The organism is Methyloglobulus sp., assembly GCF_040079455.1.
Classification (GTDB): domain Bacteria; phylum Pseudomonadota; class Gammaproteobacteria; order Methylococcales; family Methylomonadaceae; genus Methyloglobulus.
This window is the reverse complement of the sequence record NZ_JBEBKJ010000076.1, coordinates 1-18,057: the sequence shown is the minus strand read 5'-3', so window position 1 is coordinate 18,057 and position 18,057 is coordinate 1. Positions and strand designations below refer to the sequence as shown.

General features: G+C 45.6%; 15 protein-coding genes. 10 read left to right on the top strand and 5 right to left on the bottom strand.

The window, feature by feature from the left end:
* The first annotated feature begins 151 nt into the window (after positions 1-151).
* Complete coding sequence (locus tag ABL924_RS14545; protein ID WP_349027821.1) at positions 152-877, top strand: hypothetical protein; 726 nt, start codon at positions 152-154, stop codon at positions 875-877.
* Between the two features lie 478 nt (positions 878-1,355).
* On the top strand, positions 1,356-2,312 hold the full coding sequence (gene trxB / locus ABL924_RS14540; RefSeq protein ID WP_349027820.1) for a thioredoxin-disulfide reductase: 957 nt from the start codon (positions 1,356-1,358) through the stop codon (positions 2,310-2,312).
* A 98-nt stretch (positions 2,313-2,410) separates the two neighbouring features.
* On the opposite strand, the gene ispG is transcribed toward trxB, so the two are convergent.
* Entirely contained in the window at positions 2,411-3,652 is a 1,242-nt protein-coding gene (gene ispG / locus ABL924_RS14535) for a flavodoxin-dependent (E)-4-hydroxy-3-methylbut-2-enyl-diphosphate synthase (RefSeq protein ID WP_349027819.1), read from the bottom strand.
* Positions 3,653-3,766: 114 nt separating this feature from the next.
* On the opposite strand from ispG, the gene hrpA reads away from it, so the two are divergent.
* The 3 genes from hrpA (at position 3,767) to ABL924_RS14520 (ending at position 9,619) form a co-directional block, all read left to right on the top strand.
* A complete protein-coding gene (hrpA, locus tag ABL924_RS14530) occupies positions 3,767-7,663 on the top strand; it encodes an ATP-dependent RNA helicase HrpA (RefSeq protein WP_349027818.1) in 3,897 nt (1,298 codons plus the stop codon).
* 587 nt (positions 7,664-8,250) lie between these two features.
* Positions 8,251-8,523 carry a SemiSWEET transporter gene (locus ABL924_RS14525; protein ID WP_349027817.1) on the top strand — a complete coding sequence of 91 codons (273 nt, stop codon included), beginning with the start codon at positions 8,251-8,253 and terminating at the stop codon, positions 8,521-8,523.
* A 91-nt stretch (positions 8,524-8,614) separates the two neighbouring features.
* The gene (locus ABL924_RS14520; protein WP_349027816.1) at positions 8,615-9,619 is read left to right on the top strand and encodes a class 1 fructose-bisphosphatase; all 1,005 of its coding nucleotides are present in this window, start codon (positions 8,615-8,617) and stop codon (positions 9,617-9,619) included.
* A gap of 269 nt (positions 9,620-9,888) precedes the next feature.
* Here the strand turns inward: ABL924_RS14520 and ABL924_RS14515 are convergent, their stop codons facing one another.
* Both ABL924_RS14515 and ABL924_RS14510 read right to left on the bottom strand, forming a co-directional pair.
* Positions 9,889-10,620: a TSUP family transporter gene (locus ABL924_RS14515; RefSeq protein WP_349027815.1), complete on the bottom strand. Its 732-nt coding sequence runs from the start codon at positions 10,618-10,620 to the stop codon at positions 9,889-9,891.
* Between the two features lie 207 nt (positions 10,621-10,827).
* Positions 10,828-11,073 (bottom strand): hypothetical protein, encoded by a 246-nt coding sequence (locus ABL924_RS14510; protein WP_349027814.1) that lies wholly within the window; start codon positions 11,071-11,073, stop codon positions 10,828-10,830.
* A 240-nt stretch (positions 11,074-11,313) separates the two neighbouring features.
* Between ABL924_RS14510 and mutL the strand changes: the two genes are divergently transcribed.
* From mutL to ABL924_RS14495, 3 genes are all read left to right on the top strand, one after another.
* Positions 11,314-13,161 (top strand): DNA mismatch repair endonuclease MutL, encoded by a 1,848-nt coding sequence (mutL, locus tag ABL924_RS14505; protein ID WP_349027813.1) that lies wholly within the window; start codon positions 11,314-11,316, stop codon positions 13,159-13,161.
* Between the two features lie 44 nt (positions 13,162-13,205).
* Positions 13,206-13,475, top strand: coding sequence for a hypothetical protein (locus tag ABL924_RS14500; RefSeq protein WP_349027812.1), 270 nt, complete (start codon positions 13,206-13,208; stop codon positions 13,473-13,475).
* A 150-nt stretch (positions 13,476-13,625) separates the two neighbouring features.
* Positions 13,626-14,597: a D-glycerate dehydrogenase gene (locus tag ABL924_RS14495; RefSeq protein WP_349027811.1), complete on the top strand. Its 972-nt coding sequence runs from the start codon at positions 13,626-13,628 to the stop codon at positions 14,595-14,597.
* 88 nt (positions 14,598-14,685) lie between these two features.
* On the opposite strand, the gene ABL924_RS14490 is transcribed toward ABL924_RS14495, so the two are convergent.
* Positions 14,686-14,949, bottom strand: a complete 264-nt coding sequence (locus ABL924_RS14490; RefSeq protein WP_349027810.1) for an RNA-binding protein — start codon at positions 14,947-14,949, stop codon at positions 14,686-14,688.
* 96 nt (positions 14,950-15,045) lie between these two features.
* Positions 15,046-15,252: a cold-shock protein gene (locus ABL924_RS14485; protein ID WP_349027809.1), complete on the bottom strand. Its 207-nt coding sequence runs from the start codon at positions 15,250-15,252 to the stop codon at positions 15,046-15,048.
* Between the two features lie 724 nt (positions 15,253-15,976).
* Between ABL924_RS14485 and bioB the strand changes: the two genes are divergently transcribed.
* Both bioB and ABL924_RS14475 read left to right on the top strand, forming a co-directional pair.
* Positions 15,977-16,948: a biotin synthase BioB gene (gene bioB, locus ABL924_RS14480; RefSeq protein ID WP_349027808.1), complete on the top strand. Its 972-nt coding sequence runs from the start codon at positions 15,977-15,979 to the stop codon at positions 16,946-16,948.
* A gap of 71 nt (positions 16,949-17,019) precedes the next feature.
* Positions 17,020-17,796: a hypothetical protein gene (locus ABL924_RS14475; protein ID WP_349027807.1), complete on the top strand. Its 777-nt coding sequence runs from the start codon at positions 17,020-17,022 to the stop codon at positions 17,794-17,796.
* The last annotated feature ends 261 nt before the right edge of the window (positions 17,797-18,057 follow it).

The window sequence follows — 18,057 nt, the reverse complement described above, 5'->3', positions numbered from 1 at the left end:
GACGCCGAAACCTGTGGTGACGCCGAAACCTGTGGTGACGCCGAAACCTGTGGTGACGCCGAAACCTGTGGTGACGCCGAAACCTGTGGTGACGCCGAAGCCCGTGGTGACGCCGAAACCCGTGGTGACGCCGAAACCTGTGGTGACACCAATGCCAGCACCAATGGCATGTGACGATGAAGACAAGGAACACGGTACTAAATACGAAGGTAACGAGCATGATTCGTCACGCGGTGATGATGAGTCTAGACTCATGCTATCAAATCCTGGCAAAGTGGTGGTTCATGCCGGACAACCACTCCGATTAGGCGTTGCTGCTTTCGGCGATGACCGCCATATCGTCATGGGTTTGTCTGACTTACCTAAAGATGCCTTGTTTGTAGAAGCCTATAATACGTATTTACGGGTACAACAAGGGATCATTGTTTGGACACCACCTGCTGACACTGGTGGTAAAACTGTGAAGTTTAAGTTTTGTGCCAAAGCACACGGCAGTGGAAAACCGGATGTCCATTCTGATTCACGTAAAGTGTCCGTTAAGGTATTACCTAAGCTGACTACCGTTATGAATCCAGATCCGGCTGTTGCTACGAATGTCATGTCCAGTGCGGTATATAACCTGGAGCTGCAAAAGTTGGACGTATCCGGTCAAGTTACGTGGTCGGGAAAATCAACCATTGCGGAGCGTACGGCTACCATTGTTGATCCAGTCAAGCTAAGTGATGCTTACGATGCTGTTGCATTAGGTGCCGCTAAAGTTGGGTTAGACGGTAAATGGTCGGTTTCTATACCGCTACCTAGAGCGTCAAGACCTCGTGTGATTGATGCGACATTCCAAGGTCGAGTGGCTACACAGCTAGTAAAAAAGCTATATTGATGTTGAATTAATGCTAATAGTTTAATCGTTAGTATGTTTTGCCTTTCCTCCTCTGTTGATTTTGACAGGGGAGGTTTTTTTACGTTAGGTAGAAAATGTTAGGTTATTTAGTAGCCTTACATTGGATTTATTAGATATAACAAACCTTGTCTGGGATTTTCCACACAAGGTTTTTTTAGAGCTGTAGTAGGTTGATTTAATTAGTTGAACCAACCTACTACAGGTCTAAGTTGAAATTTTTTACTATACTTAATAAGCAACAAAGTTGAAATTAAAGTTTACGAATTAACTTGTGGGGATCTCTAAAAATTCAAAAAGCACCTTCCCCCAGAGGGAGAAGGCTGGGATGAGGGATTTAAAATCAAGCATTTACAACCCTCACCCTAGCGCTCTCCAAGAGGGAGAGGGGATTTTTAGAGATCACCTTGTTACCCCCAACAACCTGAACATTAAATTAATTAAAAATGGAGAATAACTAATGAACACCCCCAAACACTGCCGACTTTTAATATTGGGGTCTGGCCCTGCCGGTTATACGGCCGCTGTGTATGCGGCAAGGGCTAACTTGAAACCAGTGATGATTACCGGCATGGAGCAGGGCGGACAACTGACCACCACGACCGACGTGGATAATTGGCCGGGCGATGTTGAGGGCTTGCAAGGCCCTGAGCTGATGGACAGGATGCGCCGCCACGCCGAACGGTTTGACACGGAAATTATTTTCGACCACATCCATACCGCGGATTTGTCTGCCAAGCCCTTTAAGCTGACCGGAGACGCAGGGTCTTATACCTGTGATGCGTTGATTATAACGACGGGAGCATCAGCACGTTACTTAGGCTTAGCGTCTGAAGAAGCCTACAAAGGCAAAGGCGTTTCCGCCTGTGCCACTTGTGACGGATTTTTCTACCGGAACAAAGACGTGGCCGTGATCGGCGGCGGCAATACCGCCGTTGAAGAAGCGTTATATCTATCCAATATAGCTTCAAAAGTGACTGTCATTCATCGCCGTGACAAATTCCGTTCCGAAAAAATCTTGTCTGACAAGTTAATGGAAAAAGCCAAAAACGGTAATGTCGTCATTGAATGGAACCACACCTTGGACGAAGTTTTGGGTGACGACATGGGCGTTACCGGGCTTAGAATGAAAAACACCGTGGATGGTTCAACCAAAGACTTGGCTGTACATGGCGTATTCATCGCCATTGGGCATAGCCCGAATACTGGTATTTTTGATGGTCAACTTGACATGGCGCACGGCTATATAAAAGTTAAAAGCGGCATTACCGGAAACTTTAGCAGCACCAGCATACCAGGCGTGTTTGCAGCGGGTGATGTGATGGATTCGGTTTACAGGCAAGCCATCACCTCGGCAGGTGCGGGGTGTATGGCGGCATTGGATGCGGAAAAATATTTGGATGAGTTGGTTGGTTAAACCCAAATCATTCAGTGAGTAGCCTCAAACAAGTGTAACGGAATCGAGGCTACTTGCTATTGTCTAGAACATTGAACAATAGTGGCACTAGAAGCTAATCAAGCCACAGATTTTTCTCTAGCTGCTTCACCATAGTGCGATTCAATATATCGTTGCACCACACCTTGAAATTCCTCGGCAATATGGTCGCCTTTTAAGGTGACGGTTTTAACGCCATCTTCATAAACGGGTGCGACCGGTGATTCGCCCGTTCCAGGTAAGCTGATACCAATATTGGCACTTTTACTTTCGCCTGGCCCATTGACCACGCAACCCATAACTGCAACTTCCATGGCTTCTACGCCGGGATATTGGGTACGCCAAACGGGCATTTGATCACGTAAATACGTTTGGATGTCTTGTGCCAAATGTTGGAAATAATCACTGGTGGTGCGCCCACAGCCAGGGCAGGCGATGACCATCGGCGTAAACGAACGGAAACCCATCGTCTGTAGCAATTCTTGGGCGACGATGACTTCCTTAGTACGTGAAGCGCCGGGTTCCGGCGTGAGCGAAATGCGGATGGTATCGCCGATGCCTTGTTGCATCAGCACGCCAAGCGCAGCAGAAGACGACACGATACCTTTTGAACCCATGCCCGCTTCAGTCAAGCCCAAATGCAAGGTATAGTTGCAACGGCTGGCTAAGTCTTCGTAAATCTGGATCAATTCCTGCACATTGCTGATTTTGCAGGACAGAATAATTTTGTCTTTGCCTAAGCCCAATTCCTCCGCTTTCGCCGCGCTTTCCAACGCAGATAATACGATGGCTTTGCGGGTTATGGCAGGTAATGGCTCAGGATTGGCTAACATCCGGTTTTCGTCCAGCAAACGGGTAAATACCGCTTGATCGAGACTGCCACCGTTAACGCCTATCCGCACGGGCTTATTATATTTACAGGCAAATTCCACCATCATTTGGAATTGCGGATCGCGAGCTTTGCCCCGGCCCACGTTGCCGGGATTGATGCGGTATTTGTCCAATGCTTCAGCGCAATCAGGATATTTTTCCAGTAGACGATGTCCATTAAAATGGAAGTCGCCAATAATGGGAACGGAATAACCTTTCTTGAGCAATTGATTTTTTATTTCCGATACTGCCGCCGCCGCTTCTTCCGAATTCACGGTGATCCGTACTAGTTCGGATCCTGCATCCGCCAGTTCCATAATCTGCCTGGCTGTTCCCACTGCATCGGCAGTATCGGTGTTGGTCATCGACTGCACCACAATTGGCGCACCGCCTCCGACTTTGACATTACCGACGGAAACTTGATGGGTGATTTTTCTTAAGGAGATAGACATAGGCGTAAACTTTTGGAAATGGTGATGTTATCTGAAACAATACGCTAAATTATACGCTATTTTGAATTGATGTAGTGTTAGGAACTGTAGTAAAAATCCAAGCCATAACGATTGATGTCCACTCAAGAACGCCTTAAACAAATGTTACAGCAATTACCGCTTTGCTTAAATCAAGACAGGCATGCAAACAAGCGGCAATTGGATCGCTTACGCAGCGAAGTCCAAAAAGGCAACAATCCGGTTGACCAGATTTCCACATTAGCTAGACGCATTGAGAATTCCGTGGCGGCAAGAAATAAACGTCTTGCAAGTATTCCTGCGCTTAATTTTCCTGATTTGCCCGTCACAGGTAAGAAAGATGATATTGCCGAACTGATTAAAAATCATCAAATTGTTATCGTTTGCGGCGAAACCGGCTCCGGTAAAACCACGCAATTGCCTAAGATTTGTTTGTCTATCGGGCGTGGCACGGCGGGTTTCATCGGTCACACTCAGCCCCGGCGGATTGCCGCGCGGACAGTAGCCGACCGGATTGCCGAAGAGTTGGGCGAACCGCTCGGTAAATCGGTGGGTTATAAAATTCGCTTCAACGATAAGACTCATGCCGATTCATTAATCAAATTAATGACTGACGGCATTTTGCTGGCGGAATCGCAAAACGATCCTTACCTAAATCAATACGACACGATTATCATCGACGAGGCGCACGAACGCAGCCTAAATATCGATTTTCTGCTGGGTTACATGAAATGGCTGCTACCTAAGCGCCCTGATTTAAAGCTGATTATTACCTCAGCCACGATTGATACCCAACGGTTTTCCACGCACTTTGGCAATGCGCCGATTATTGAAGTGTCTGGGCGGACATATCCGGTGGAAATGCGTTATCGGCCTATCGAGCAAAACGATGAGGACGATGAAACCACCGATGAATTGCAAAATGCTATCCTCGATGCAGTAGATGAACTGTATCGCGACTTACGTGGCGACATCCTCATTTTCTTGAGTGGTGAACGGGAAATTCGGGAAACGACAGATTCACTTAAAAAACACCGTCCGACACAATATGAAATTTTGCCTTTATATTCCAAATTAAGCGTCAGCGAGCAAGAGCGGGTATTCAACCCCAAAGGTGGCAAAATCCGTATTGTGTTAGCGACGAACGTAGCGGAAACATCGCTCACGGTTCCGGGTATCCGTTGCGTGATCGACACCGGTCACGCACGTATCAGCCGCTACAGTCATCGCAGCAAAATCCAGCGTTTACCGATTGAACGCATTTCACAATCCAGCGCGAATCAACGGGCGGGACGTTGCGGGCGGGTGGCGGAAGGCATCTGCATAAGGTTGTATTCACATGACGATTATCTAGTCAGACCCGAATTTACCGAGCCGGAAATCTTACGCACTAATCTGTCTGCGGTCATGCTACAGATGATGACTCTGAACCTCGGTGATATTGAAGACTTCCCGTTTTTAGAGCCGCCGGATGAAAAGATGATCCGTGACGGCAAAACCGTGCTGCATGAAGTCAATGCCTTGGATAAGCAAGGTAAACTCACCGATATTGGTAAGCAATTAGCCAAATTTCCGACCGATCCTAAGCTGGCGCGAATGCTGCTGGCGGCGGCACATGAGCATTGTTTGACAGAAGTTGCCATTATCGTATCGGTATTAAGCGTACAGGATCCGCGAGAGAAACCCGCCGATAAGATGCAGCAAGCCGATGCCAAACATACCGTATTTCGTCATCCTGAGTCTGATTTTTTAACGGTGTTAAATATTTGGAATACTTTTGAGGAACAGAAAAAGCATTTATCTAACAGTAAATTACGAAAATATTGCACTGATAATTTCCTGTCTTACATCAGGATGCGAGAGTGGTTCGACATTCATAGCCAGATTATGCAGGTTATTAAAGGCGATTTAAAACTGCACCCGAATACCGACGATGCCAGTTATGAAAAAATTCATCGTGCCTTATTAACGGGATTGTTATCCAATATCGGTTTTCGACATGACCAATATGAATATTTGGGCGCTAGAGGGCTGAAATTCTTCATTTTTCCCGGTTCTGGCTTACACAAGATCAAACCGAAATGGATTATGGCGGCAGAACAGGTGGAAACCAGCAAAGTTTATGCGCGTAATGTCGCCCGAATTGAACCGGAATGGATAGAAGCTTGTGCTGGGCATTTGATGAAACATAATTATTTTGACCCACATTGGGAAAAGAAAGCGGGACGTTGCGGCGTGTACCAGCGCACTCTGCTATATGGTTTGACCCTGCAAGCCGCACGTAAAGTGCCGTATGAAAATGTGGATGCCAAATCTGCGCGGGAGATGTTTATCCAATCGGCCTTGGTCAGCCATGATTACCACAGCAATGCGCCGTTTTTTGTGGCTAACCAAAAGCTGCTGGAAGAAGTCGGTTATATCCAGCATAAGGGGCGGAGGGTTGATCTGGTGGAAGATGAATTATGGTTGTATGCCTTTTATGACCAGAAGCTTCCGCAGGAAGTCGTAAGCGGAATAACCTTAGATAAATGGCGCAAAACAGCAGAGCGGGAAAATCCGCGCATCCTGTTTTTGACGAAAGAAGATTTAACCCGCGAGCAGGATAACTACGTCAACGAATGGGATTTTCCAGACAATAAGAAAATCGGCAATCTGACCATTAAATTACAGTACCGCTTTGAACCCGGACACGATGAAGATGGCGTAACAGCAGTTATTCCGGTGCATCAATTAAATCAGCTAACGCAGTCGGCATTTGACTGGTTAGTGCCGGGTTTGCTGGAAGAAAAATGTATTGCGCTGGTGAAATCTTTGCCCAAACAGGTTAGGAAGCATTTTGTGCCAGTGCCGGAAACCGTTAAACGCTGTCTTGAAATTGAACCCGATTTTAAAGGCGCTGTACAAGAATGGCTGGGTAATCGCTTAAGAAAGCTGACAGGTGAAGCTATCCCATTGAATGTATGGGAATTAGAGGCTTTGTCAGACCATTTGCGAATGAATTTTCGAGTCATAGACGAACACGATCAAATGCTGGACTATGGTCGTGACTTGAAAAAATTACAGGAAAAATACACGGTGAAAGCAGTGCAAAGTTTCGACCAGATTGCCGCCGACGAACTGAATTACACGGGCTGCATCCAGTGGGCGTTTGAGGATTTGCCGGAAACGCACGCATTCATTCAAAACGGTCAAACCTTCGTCGGCTTTCCTGCTATTGTTGATGAAGGGAATGCCGTTGGTGTACGCATTTTTGATACCGAAGCCAAAGCCGCAGCCAAACATAAGAATGGACTAATCCGTTTAGTGCAGTTGCAACTCCGTAAAGAGTGCACTTATCTGTTGAAAACCCTACCGCAATCGGCGGCAGCGGAATTTGCATACAACCGATTGCTTGCGCATCCCATTTTGATGAATGAAAGTGACGTTAACACCACTTTCAAAGACGATGCGTTGTATTCAATCCTTTATAGTATATTTCTCGAAAGCAATGTCATCCGAACACAAGCAGCATTTGAACAAGCTTTGCGGGAAAACAAGTCGCAATTAATAGTGACCGCAAACGAAGTGGGCAAAATGGTATTGGACATAATGGCATTGTATGGTGACATCAAAACGGATCTCAGCAAATTAAATAGCCACGATGCACGGTTAAAAGACATCACCGAGCAGCTTGCTGTGATGATTTACGCGGGTTTTATTCGTAATACCCCAGCTCATCAGCTAAAAGCCATCCTCCGTTACCTGAAAGCAATCACTTATCGCCTCGATAAACCCGACAATGACGGGCAAAAAATCCAGGAAATTAACCGTTATGCTATCCGCTTTTGGAGCGATATTGAGAAAAAAGCCAAAAAAGATCGTTTGATTCCAGAGCAAGACCCATTCCGTTGGATGTTGGAAGAATTTCGGGTTTCACTATTTGCCCAGCAACTGAAAACGGCATACCCGATTTCTGCTAAAAGATTGGAAAAGGCTTGGGATGAGCGAAAATAAGGCTCAAAACTTGGATTTATCCGATTTTGTAAGCATAAAATTACATAAAACAGAGCGAATCCAAATTATTTGTACACAGAAAGAATCAATGGGTTAGGAGTGTTTGTTAAAGCAGCATTTTTTAAACACTTGCATTGTTGTAACATATTGATTGTAATTAATAAATAGTAATTGCCTTGTTTATGGACAATTTAAGTTAAGGCCAGTAAAAACGACTTATAAGCGCGTGAAAAAACAACTTACCCACAAAGTTATCCACAGTTTTTGTGTATAACTGTGACGTAGTTCACATTTTTTTGGAAATCAGTCTGTTACAAAAGTGATGAGGGCAAAAGCAAAACAAAATTGATGGTTAAATCACCTAGTAATTGCGATTTGATAAGAAATTATTAATCTTGTGATTGTGGTCGTAATTCGACAAGATTCTACTGAGTTTGTCGAAGGACTACACAGAGATTCCTTAAATAATCAGTGCCAATAACCCTGTATAATTTCCCCGAAAATTATCTTGAGCGCATGCGTTATGCTACGCACCATTACACAAATTAAAAGCTTTTCAACACCACTGACTCGACAACACTAACACTATGATAATAAATCAAGAGCTTATTGGTTATGTGGCCGGCGCGTTGACGACGGCTTCATTTTTGCCACAAGCTATCATGACCATCAAAACCAAGGACACATCATCGCTCTCGTTGGGTATGTACAGCCTGTTCACCTTGGGGGTTTTGTGTTGGTTAATCTATGGCATCCACTTGGCAGATTACGCAATTATCATCTCGAATGCGATAACTTTAGCATTAGCAGCCTGTATACTTTCCTATAAGGTTTATCACAGCTTTAGTAAAAAGCCCTAAGCTATCACAATGCTATCAAGTCAAACCTCTAAAGCTGTTACGTAAGCGCACTAGTTAACAAATCCAAATCTGATACGGAGACAATTGCTGCATGACCAATAAAGTGACTTTAACCCAGTTCATCATCGAGCAACAGCGGGAATTCCCTGGCACGTCGGGATCGTTTACCGCATTGCTCAATGACATCGCCACCGCTTGCAAAAAAATCTCCCACATTGTCAACCGAGGTGAATTGATAGGAGTGTTAGGCAGTGCTGAATCCGAGAATATCCAGGGTGAAGTCCAAAAAAAGCTAGACATCATAACCAATGACATCATGGTTAATGCCTTGAACTGGACGGGACACCTAGCTGGCATGGCATCGGAGGAAATCGACGACATTATTAAGATTCCCAGCCATTACCCCAAAGGCAAGTATCTGGTGTTGTTCGATCCTTTGGATGGTTCTTCAAATATTGATGTTAATCTGGCGGTAGGCACCATCTTCTCCATTTTGCGTTGCCGTGAAGGCATTGATGCTGATTTGCAGGATTTCCTCCGCAAAGGTTCCGAACAGGTGTGTGCGGGTTTTGTGTTATATGGCCCATCGACCATGATGGTGTTGACGACCGGACACGGCGTTAACGCATTTACCTTGGATCAAGACATCGGTGAATTTATCCTCACTCACCGGAACATGCGAATTCCCGAAGAGACCGCTGAATTTGCCGTTAACATGACCAACCAACGCTTTTGGCAACCCCCCGTCCAGCGTTATATTGCTGAATGTTTACAAGGCACTGAAGGCCCGTTGGGGAAAAACTACAACATGCGCTGGATTGCTTCCTTGGTTGCCGAGGTTTACCGAATTCTAACGCGCGGTGGCATATTCATGTACCCCTTGGATTCACGGAATCCTGCAAAACCCGCCAAGCTACGCCTTATGTATGAAGCCAATCCCATGGCGTTCATTATCGAACAAGCGGGTGGTGTTTGTTCGACTGGTCGAGATCGTATTCTGGACATCAAACCCACCGATATACACCAGCGTGTGCCTTTGATTCTGGGATCGAAGCAGGAGGTTGAGCGGGTTGTGGGCTATCATTTGGAAGGTTAGACGCTACAGGCTGTTTCATCCTAGAGTATTCATTCCGGCATGGACGACCGCCAAGTATGGTGGATGTGCGGTAGGCAAGTAGGAACTTGCTCCGCTTACCGGAATCCAGGACGCATGGATTGGTTACAATCTTAAGGGGATCTCTAAAAATTCAAAAAGCTCCTTCTCCCTCTGGGAGAAGGTTGGGATGAGGGATTTAAAATCAAGCAGTTATATCTCTCACCCAGAGGGAGAGGGAGTTTTTAGAGATTCCCTTAAGACGGGGTAGGTTACTGAAGAAAAGATTTTGCTATCAACACCAAACCCGAGAAGGCTAAAAAACCACTAAAAATATATCGATATCTATCGTGTTCAATTCGACTAAAGAAGGTCGAATCAATCAGCTCAAAAATGACTGTGGCAACCAAAATATAAATGATGTTACCAAAAACAGGCATATCGATTTGTTGACGGCTAAATATCCCTAACGTTAGTAACTGCACGACGGCAAATGAGCAGTAACAAGCCGCAATAGTCACTCGTGCGACATCTTTGGGGTAGTGTTTATGATGAATGAGTGCGGTCAACAATGAGCCGCCTAAATTGCTGGTGCCATGTACAATACCTACGGTCAGTAAATACAGCTTTTCATAGCGCATTAAGCGGTCAAGGATTCGTTCAACAGCTACTGAAATCGATTTAAACGCGATGAATAAAAGAAAAGGGCCGATAATCAGGCCGATATTCATTCGAACATGTGTGACCAAAAATAAAAATACGGCGATGGGCGGAAGCGTCATCCACATCACCTTACGCAATAATTCTAGATCGATATGGGCGTGATATTTAGTCATTTGCATGATGTTCATTGCTAACGAGATGGGCAACAGCACTATCAATACATCAATAAATGGGTAGCCGAACAAGAGCATGAGCGGCGTACCTATTAATAGGACACCTGCACCAAATACTGACTGAATTACAGCGGTAAAGGCGACAATCAGCATGATTTCTAATGACATTAATTTTCCTTGTTTTGGGTTGTTCGTGTTGAGTTATGGGCTAAACCTGTAGTGTAGATAGAGTCCTGGAAAAGTTCGTAAGTTGGTTAGAGTGATAGCAAAACTCAACATTCGGCGCATTGTTTGCATTGGCTAAATTGGGTTTAGCCTCTCAGCCGGTCGGGGCATGTTGTCCCGTTCGCAAGGTTTCGACGTGGTTCAACAACGTCACCGTCGGGAAAGCGTGAGTAACGGGGTAACATACCCCGTTACGCGTTCAGTACTAGAACAACCAAGCCCTTTATCTTGGTTCGTAAGCACAAGTCTATCACGATGCCTTTCTGACCAAGCTTCAGACCCTGAATGTAAATCATCAATAGCTAGCCAGCTTTTTATGTCATTGCGTTTAATATGTGACATGTTTTTCTCGAAACGTGTCGTTTGGTTGAACGATTCTTGGTTTTCATACCTCATACTTGTGTGGCATACGATACAGCTTGGTGTGAAAACTAGTGTGACAAGAAGAACCAGGTAGCAGTATGCATTTTAGTGGCTCACCGACAATTTTTATAGGAGGCACACCCGATTAAATTACCATATTTTTCAAAGGAAAATGTCGTATAGAAACATACAAGTAATTTGGATTGCAAAAAGCTCAACCTACCCAGTCCGCATCGGGTCGGTTAGAATGACGTTTTTATTTCAGGCCATACGATGCGCGTTCAAGTACTCCCCATCCAACTTATCAACCAGATTGCCGCCGGTGAAGTGGTTGAACGGCCTTCGTCGGTGGTTAAAGAGCTGGTTGAAAACTGCTTTGATGCTGGCGCGACCACGATCAGTATCGACATAGAGCAGGGCGGGGCGCGGCGCATACGAATCAGGGATAACGGCTGTGGCATCATCAAAGAAGATTTGCCATTGGCGTTGTCCCGTCATGCCACCAGCAAGATAGCGTCGTTCGAAGACTTAGAATGCGTTGCCAGTATGGGCTTTCGGGGGGAGGCGTTGCCCAGTATCAGTTCCGTTTCACGGCTGACTTTGATTTCCCGTGTTGCGGAAGCCGAATGTGCGTGGATGGTTTCTGCTGATGGATCAGAAGTGGGCTTTGATCTACAACCTGATCCCCACCCTCAAGGAACTACGATTGACGTACGGGATTTATTTTATAACACCCCAGCCCGCCGAAAATTCCTAAAAACCGAGAAGACTGAATTTACTCATATCGAGAGCTTAATTCAAAAGATGGCACTTAGCCGTTTTGATATTGGCTTTTCCTTATCCCATAACCAAAAAGAAATCTTCCACCTTCCGCTGGCTGCAACAGAAACTGAGCAGCAACAACGGATTGCGGGTATTTGTGGATCGGCTTTTCTGGATAATTCGATAAAAATCGATGTCGCCTCATCAGGATTGCAACTAACAGGTTGGGTAGGATTACCGACGTTTTCGCGCAGCCAGCAAGATATGCAGTTTTTCTACGTGAATGGCCGGCTGGTACGGGATAAGCTGATTGCCCATGCGGTCAGACAGGCATTTCAGGATGTCTTATTTAATGGGCGGCATCCGGTATTTGTGTTGTACCTAAACCTTGATCCTGGCCTAGTCGATGTCAATGCCCATCCGGCAAAACTGGAGGTAAGGTTTAGGGAAGGGCGGTTAGTGCATGATTTCTTGTTTTCCGCACTACATCGGGCATTGGCGGAAGTTAGACCTGCCCACCATGCGGTCAACATCAGTGCTGCTAACCATCAGCCATTCAATGGTGATAATCAACATCAGGAAGTTACCCCAAGCAATGTCAATCATGCGTTTATTGGCAACAGGGCTAATCACAGTGGGGCTTATTCGACTTACCAACCTGCACAATCCGCATTGCCTTATCAAGTTGAGGAGACGATTCAGGCTTATGCCAAGCTGTATTCTGGAACAAGTTCTGGCTATGCAGCAAAGCCAGAACAAGCCAGTCAGCAGGGTTTTCCGCCCTTGGGTTTCGCCATCGCCCATTTGCACAATATCTACATTTTAGCGGAAACCCGTACCGGCATTATCCTAGTCGATGCCCATGCCGCCCACGAACGGGTGCTTTACGAACGCTTGAAACAACAATCCCAACAAGGTGCAGTACCCAGCCAGCCTTTATTATTGCCGATCAAAATCAATGTCAGCCCGACGGATGCTGATCTTGCTGAACAAGCTGTTGATTTATTTACAGAGTTAGGTTTTGAGATTAATCGTTCTGGACTGGATACGATAGTGCTACGAGCTGTACCCGCATTGATGAACAACACGGATATGGAAGCCTTAATCCGTGATGTCCTGGCTGATCTTGCCCAAAATGGTTTAAGCCATCGGATGCAAAATCACGGCAAGCGAATCCTGGGAACAATCGCTTGCCACAGCGCAGTACGGGCGCATCGAAGGCTGACCATTGACGAAATGAATGCCTTGCTGAGAGACATGGAACGCACTGAAAATAGCGGCGTATGCAACCACGGCAGACCGACCTGGGTGGAATTATCGACGGGTGATCTGGATAAGTTTTTTTTGCGAGGGCAATAGGCTTTTTAATCAAATATGATTCTCTTAATTAATCCCAAAATCGAATGAAAAATAATATTAAAAGTAAAAATAGAAATATATTAATGTTGTGTATTATTGCGTTTTTAATGCCACGAGTATCTATATCAGATGGCAATAAAACACAAACAGATGAAGCCATTATTTTGTTTGAACACGAGCAAGATTTGCAATTTGACATCTTTATGAAATGGTTAAGACAAGTAAGTTTATTAACAGAAGCTGATGCGATTCGTAAAGAATTTACCAAACCATTACCCTTTGATGAAAAAAAATTATATAAAGGGAATCTCTAAAAATTCAAAAAACTCCTTCTCCCTCTGGGAGAAGGCCGGAATGAGGGTAATAAAATCAAGCAATTATATCTCTCACCCTAGCCCTCTCCCAGAGGGAGAGGGGATTATTAGAGGTTCCCATCAACTATTGTCAAAGAAATTAACCAAACTATGAACAAACCCAAAGTTATTGTTACCCGTAAATGGCCAGCCCTTGTCGAAGCTCGGTTGCAAGAATTGTATGTTGTGCAGTTAAACGAATCCGACATTCCCATGACGGCGGACGAACTTAAGATCGCTTTGCAAACCGCCGATGCATTACTGCCGACAGTGACCGATCTGATCACAGCCGATATTTTGGGCGTTCCCAACAAACGCGCCAAAATCATTGGTAATTTTGGCGTCGGTTATAACAATATCGACATTGAAGCCGCAAAAAAGGACGGTCTGGTTGTTACCAACACGCCACACGTACTCACCGATTGCACGGCGGATATTGCGATGCTGTTGTTATTGATGTCGGCTCGACGGGCTTCGGAAGGCGACAGGCTGGTTCGTAACGGGCAATGGACGGGCTGGCGACCAACGCACATGTTAGGGCAGAAAGTCACGGGTAAAACGCTAGGCCTAATTGGCTTTGGCCGTATTGCCCAAGCGATGGCGAAAAAAGCGCACCATGGTTTCGGCATGAAAATCCTGTTTACCGACCCTTACCCACCATCACAAGAAATAATTGACGGGCTACAGGCAACCCAATGTGCAACCGTTGAAGAGTTGCTGTCGGGAGCAAATTTTGTGTCCTTGCATTGCCCTGGCGGAGAAGCCACCAAGCATTTGATTAACGAACAACGCCTGAAACTCATGCAGCCATTAGCGCACCTTATCAACACCGCGAGAGGCGATGTGGTCGATAGCAAAGCTTTAATCAGGGCATTGAAAGAACGCTGGATTGCTGGGGCGGGATTGGATGTCTTTGAGGGTGAGCCGAACATTGATCCAGGTTTCCTGGAACTCGATAATGTGGCCTTATTACCGCATTTGGGGAGCGCAACTGAAGAAACTCGCGTTGCGATGGGTAATCGTGTCCTGGATAACCTTGCAGCTTTCTTTGCTGGGCAAGAGCCTAGGGACAGGGTTGCTTAACCAATATTATTGTTAAATCAAGAGATTAAGACCCTTCTCGTTGGGGTAGAGACGCAAAATTTTGCGTCTCTACGGAGATGAAGATTGTTTAACGCCTTCCGCCTCTTACTGCGCTGACATCTTCAAATTTGACTTTCAAAGGCTTACCGCAGTACAGGTTGCCATCCAAGGCAGCAATAGCTGCTCTGGCTTCATGGCCTTCCATTCCAATAAAACCGAAACCTCTGCATTTGCCGCTGAATATGTCGGCAATAAGTTGTATGGAACGAACTTTGCCATATTGAGCAAATAAGGTAGTTACTGTTTCTTCCGTGGCATCGCTAGGCAGGTTGCCTACAAATAATCGTTTCAAGTGTCATGTCCTAATTATCAAGGGTGAGTTGGATTGCATAGCCAACGAGGTGTGTGTTCTCAAGCCCACTAAATCTGAGCTTATATAAAATCCGCGTTAGGCAGGGACTACGTTGCTGGCTTGAGGTCCTTTTGGGCCAGTTTCCACTTCGTATTTGACCGCTTGGCCTTCAGCGAGAGTGCGAAAGTCGCCTTGGCTGGCAATCGCAGAAAAATGTACAAATACATCTGGGCTGCCATCGCTAGGCGAAATAAAACCAAAACCTTTCGCTTCGTTAAACCACTTTACTGTACCTGTTGCCATATTACTTCCTCATGCCATAAGCATAAATAAATCAATTAGTGTTTGATTGCTAACCATACCAGGCAGAGAAGGGGGAACGCTTGGATTTTCTGAAAGTACCGATCAACACGCAAGGATTGAATAAAAGACTTGTCGAATTAACCGACCGATTTTTCTTTTATTCGACCCGTTATTATAAGGACTAAAGATTAGGATAGCTATTGAAATATTATTATTCCGCTTAAACAAACCAGGTTACCCATAAGCTTCAAACAACCTTAAAAGCCTGATTGGCATGGGAAGTGTCCTTTCTGCGACAGAGGTGAAAACCACATTCAGGGCAATTAAAGCCAGACGGTCACCGCCATTCAAACAGTACCTGAGAGCATATTGGCTTTCAGAACCATAGCTTTGAAAGGACTCAACCAACTGTGCATCCGACCGTAACTGCACATTAATTTATACACATCTCCCAGCCTCAGCAGTAGCTATCCTACTTAAGGCATGGGTCTCCTAATATAAGCCTGCGGAAATTTGTCGGTAGTCAGGAATTTATTTAGCGGTGCATCCGGAAAAGTATTTACATGTCACGAGTCCAAGGTCGCCGCACAAAATACAGGTGGGCGGGAGCAAGTAGTCCTGTATAATAGTTAGCCAGTCGTTAACTTTTTTCATTGAGTATGGTTGACAAGTTAAGTCGCCGCTTTTTATCCTCAGAACCTTATTGTAGTTGGAGATTAACCGAATGTCTGCAAACCTTGAACGTATTCGCCATAACTGGCATCTGGATGAAGTGCTGGCACTTTTCGCTATGCCGTTCAGCGACCTGATTTATCAGGCGCAAACCGTCCATCGCCAGTATTTCGACCCCAACGAAGTCCAGGTCAGCAGCTTGTTGAGCATCAAAACTGGCGCGTGTTCGGAAGATTGCGGCTATTGTCCGCAAAGTGCGCGTTTTGATACTGGCTTGAAAGCCGAAAAGTTAATGTGCGTTGAAGACGTGCTTGCAGCCGCACAACAAGCCAAAACCCAGGGTGCATCGCGCTTTTGCATGGGCGCAGCCTGGCGTGAACCGAAAGATAAGGATGTCGAAAAGGTCGTCGAAATGGTGCAAGGCGTTAAGGCACTAGGCATGGAAACCTGCGTAACTTTGGGTATGTTAACTGATGAACAAACCGCCAAACTAAAAGAAGGCGGGTTGGATTACTACAACCACAACCTGGATACCTCCGAAGACTATTATGCCGAAGTGATTACCACCCGCACTTACCAAGACCGCTTGGACACGCTGGCACGAGTCAGGGATGCAGGTATCAATGTGTGCTGCGGTGGCATAGTCGGTATGGGTGAAAGCGACAAAGACCGCGCTAACCTGCTGATCGAACTTGCCAATATGCTTAAGCATCCTGAAAGCGTACCAGTCAACATGCTGGTTCAGGTGGAAGGCACGCCGCTTATGGGTACGGAACAGCTCGATCCATTCATGTTTATCCGAACACTCGCGGTGGCACGGATCATGATGCCGAAGTCCCGTGTTCGTTTGTCTGCTGGGCGTAACAATATGAGTGATGAGATGCAAGCCTTGTGCTTCCTTGCGGGTGCGAATTCGATATTTTATGGTGAGAAATTGCTGACGACTGATAACCCGTTGGCGAATCAGGATAAGGTTTTGTTTGAGCGACTTGGCATTAACATGAACAGTTCGCCTTATAATTAAAACAACGTCTTTTTTAGTGTGTCGGGAGTTTTTAGTTGTAACCAGAAGGAAAATGGCGGAGTGATACGTACATGACTAAAATTCAAGTGAGTTCAGGTTCGAGCTACCTTAAGGCTGTTTTAGCGGCTGAAAGTAAGTGCGAGAGTGATACCGATATATGGATTAAGGAGGCGCATGGCAAACGATTCCCGAAAGCACTTGATCTTTTAGGATTAACCTTAGAAATCATCGAGCAGGCGGCATGTTGCTATTGGGGCTGTGAAAATCCATCTCATGATTTGGAAAAATTAGCTGCCAGAGTATATAGCCAAGCATCAGGAGCGTTACGGTTAGCACGAACTGGCAGATATGATGAAGCATTAGCACTTATCCGATCTATTGGGGAATTGGTTAATTTGCTGGCGTTATTCGCTCTTGAGCCACAAAAAAGGGAAGAATGGCAACAATTGGATGACCGAGAGCGCCGGCAGAAATTTACTCCTCTTAAAGTCAGGATCGCTATTGAGGCTAAAAAAATAGATCCTCCTATAAAGTCTGATGAGTATAGCTACCTATGTGAGCAAGCAGTACATCCCACTCCTTCGGCTTTGCCTGGTGGATATAACACTAAACAGATACCTGTTTTGGGCGGACATTTACAACCCGAAGGCGTGATCGTTGTTATGTGTTCGCTCGTTCGTGCAATTGGCAGATGCGCTATAGTGCTTTCTAATCTAATGGAGTTGCCTACAGAACAAGCGAAATCGCTTCTCGTTCTTGGCATGGAACTAGATGTTTCCCTTGGAGGACATACCGCCGAATCTATGCGGGAGCGAATTCGAACGCTTGCGGAAAATAAGATAAATTAGTTCTGTAGGTTAGGCTCGCAAATTGCCGTAGGTTACGCAACCCTGACGGTTGGACGAGCCGTACCCGACGTTGGTTGAATTGTCGCACCAATGTTGGGTTACGGCGCACGGTTAACACGGTTGAAATATTGCTCTGATTTGTTTTGTGCGCCTAACCCAACCTACACACCACAAGATATTGATTTAAAAAAATAAAGTAGGATGGATAAGCGTAGTGCATCCATCAAAATTAATCATTGGAAAATGATGGATGCACTACGC

Coding starts and splice junctions, on each gene's coding strand:
- ABL924_RS14545 (WP_349027821.1), top strand. CDS start 152: ATGCCAGCACCAATGGCATGTGACGATGAAGACAAGGAACACGGTACT.
- trxB (WP_349027820.1), top strand. CDS start 1,356: ATGAACACCCCCAAACACTGCCGACTTTTAATATTGGGGTCTGGCCCT.
- ispG (WP_349027819.1), bottom strand. CDS start 3,652: ATGTCTATCTCCTTAAGAAAAATCACCCATCAAGTTTCCGTCGGTAAT.
- hrpA (WP_349027818.1), top strand. CDS start 3,767: ATGTCCACTCAAGAACGCCTTAAACAAATGTTACAGCAATTACCGCTT.
- ABL924_RS14525 (WP_349027817.1), top strand. CDS start 8,251: ATGATAATAAATCAAGAGCTTATTGGTTATGTGGCCGGCGCGTTGACG.
- ABL924_RS14520 (WP_349027816.1), top strand. CDS start 8,615: ATGACCAATAAAGTGACTTTAACCCAGTTCATCATCGAGCAACAGCGG.
- ABL924_RS14515 (WP_349027815.1), bottom strand. CDS start 10,620: ATGTCATTAGAAATCATGCTGATTGTCGCCTTTACCGCTGTAATTCAG.
- ABL924_RS14510 (WP_349027814.1), bottom strand. CDS start 11,073: ATGAGGTATGAAAACCAAGAATCGTTCAACCAAACGACACGTTTCGAG.
- mutL (WP_349027813.1), top strand. CDS start 11,314: ATGCGCGTTCAAGTACTCCCCATCCAACTTATCAACCAGATTGCCGCC.
- ABL924_RS14500 (WP_349027812.1), top strand. CDS start 13,206: ATGAAAAATAATATTAAAAGTAAAAATAGAAATATATTAATGTTGTGT.
- ABL924_RS14495 (WP_349027811.1), top strand. CDS start 13,626: ATGAACAAACCCAAAGTTATTGTTACCCGTAAATGGCCAGCCCTTGTC.
- ABL924_RS14485 (WP_349027809.1), bottom strand. CDS start 15,252: ATGGCAACAGGTACAGTAAAGTGGTTTAACGAAGCGAAAGGTTTTGGT.
- bioB (WP_349027808.1), top strand. CDS start 15,977: ATGTCTGCAAACCTTGAACGTATTCGCCATAACTGGCATCTGGATGAA.
- ABL924_RS14475 (WP_349027807.1), top strand. CDS start 17,020: ATGACTAAAATTCAAGTGAGTTCAGGTTCGAGCTACCTTAAGGCTGTT.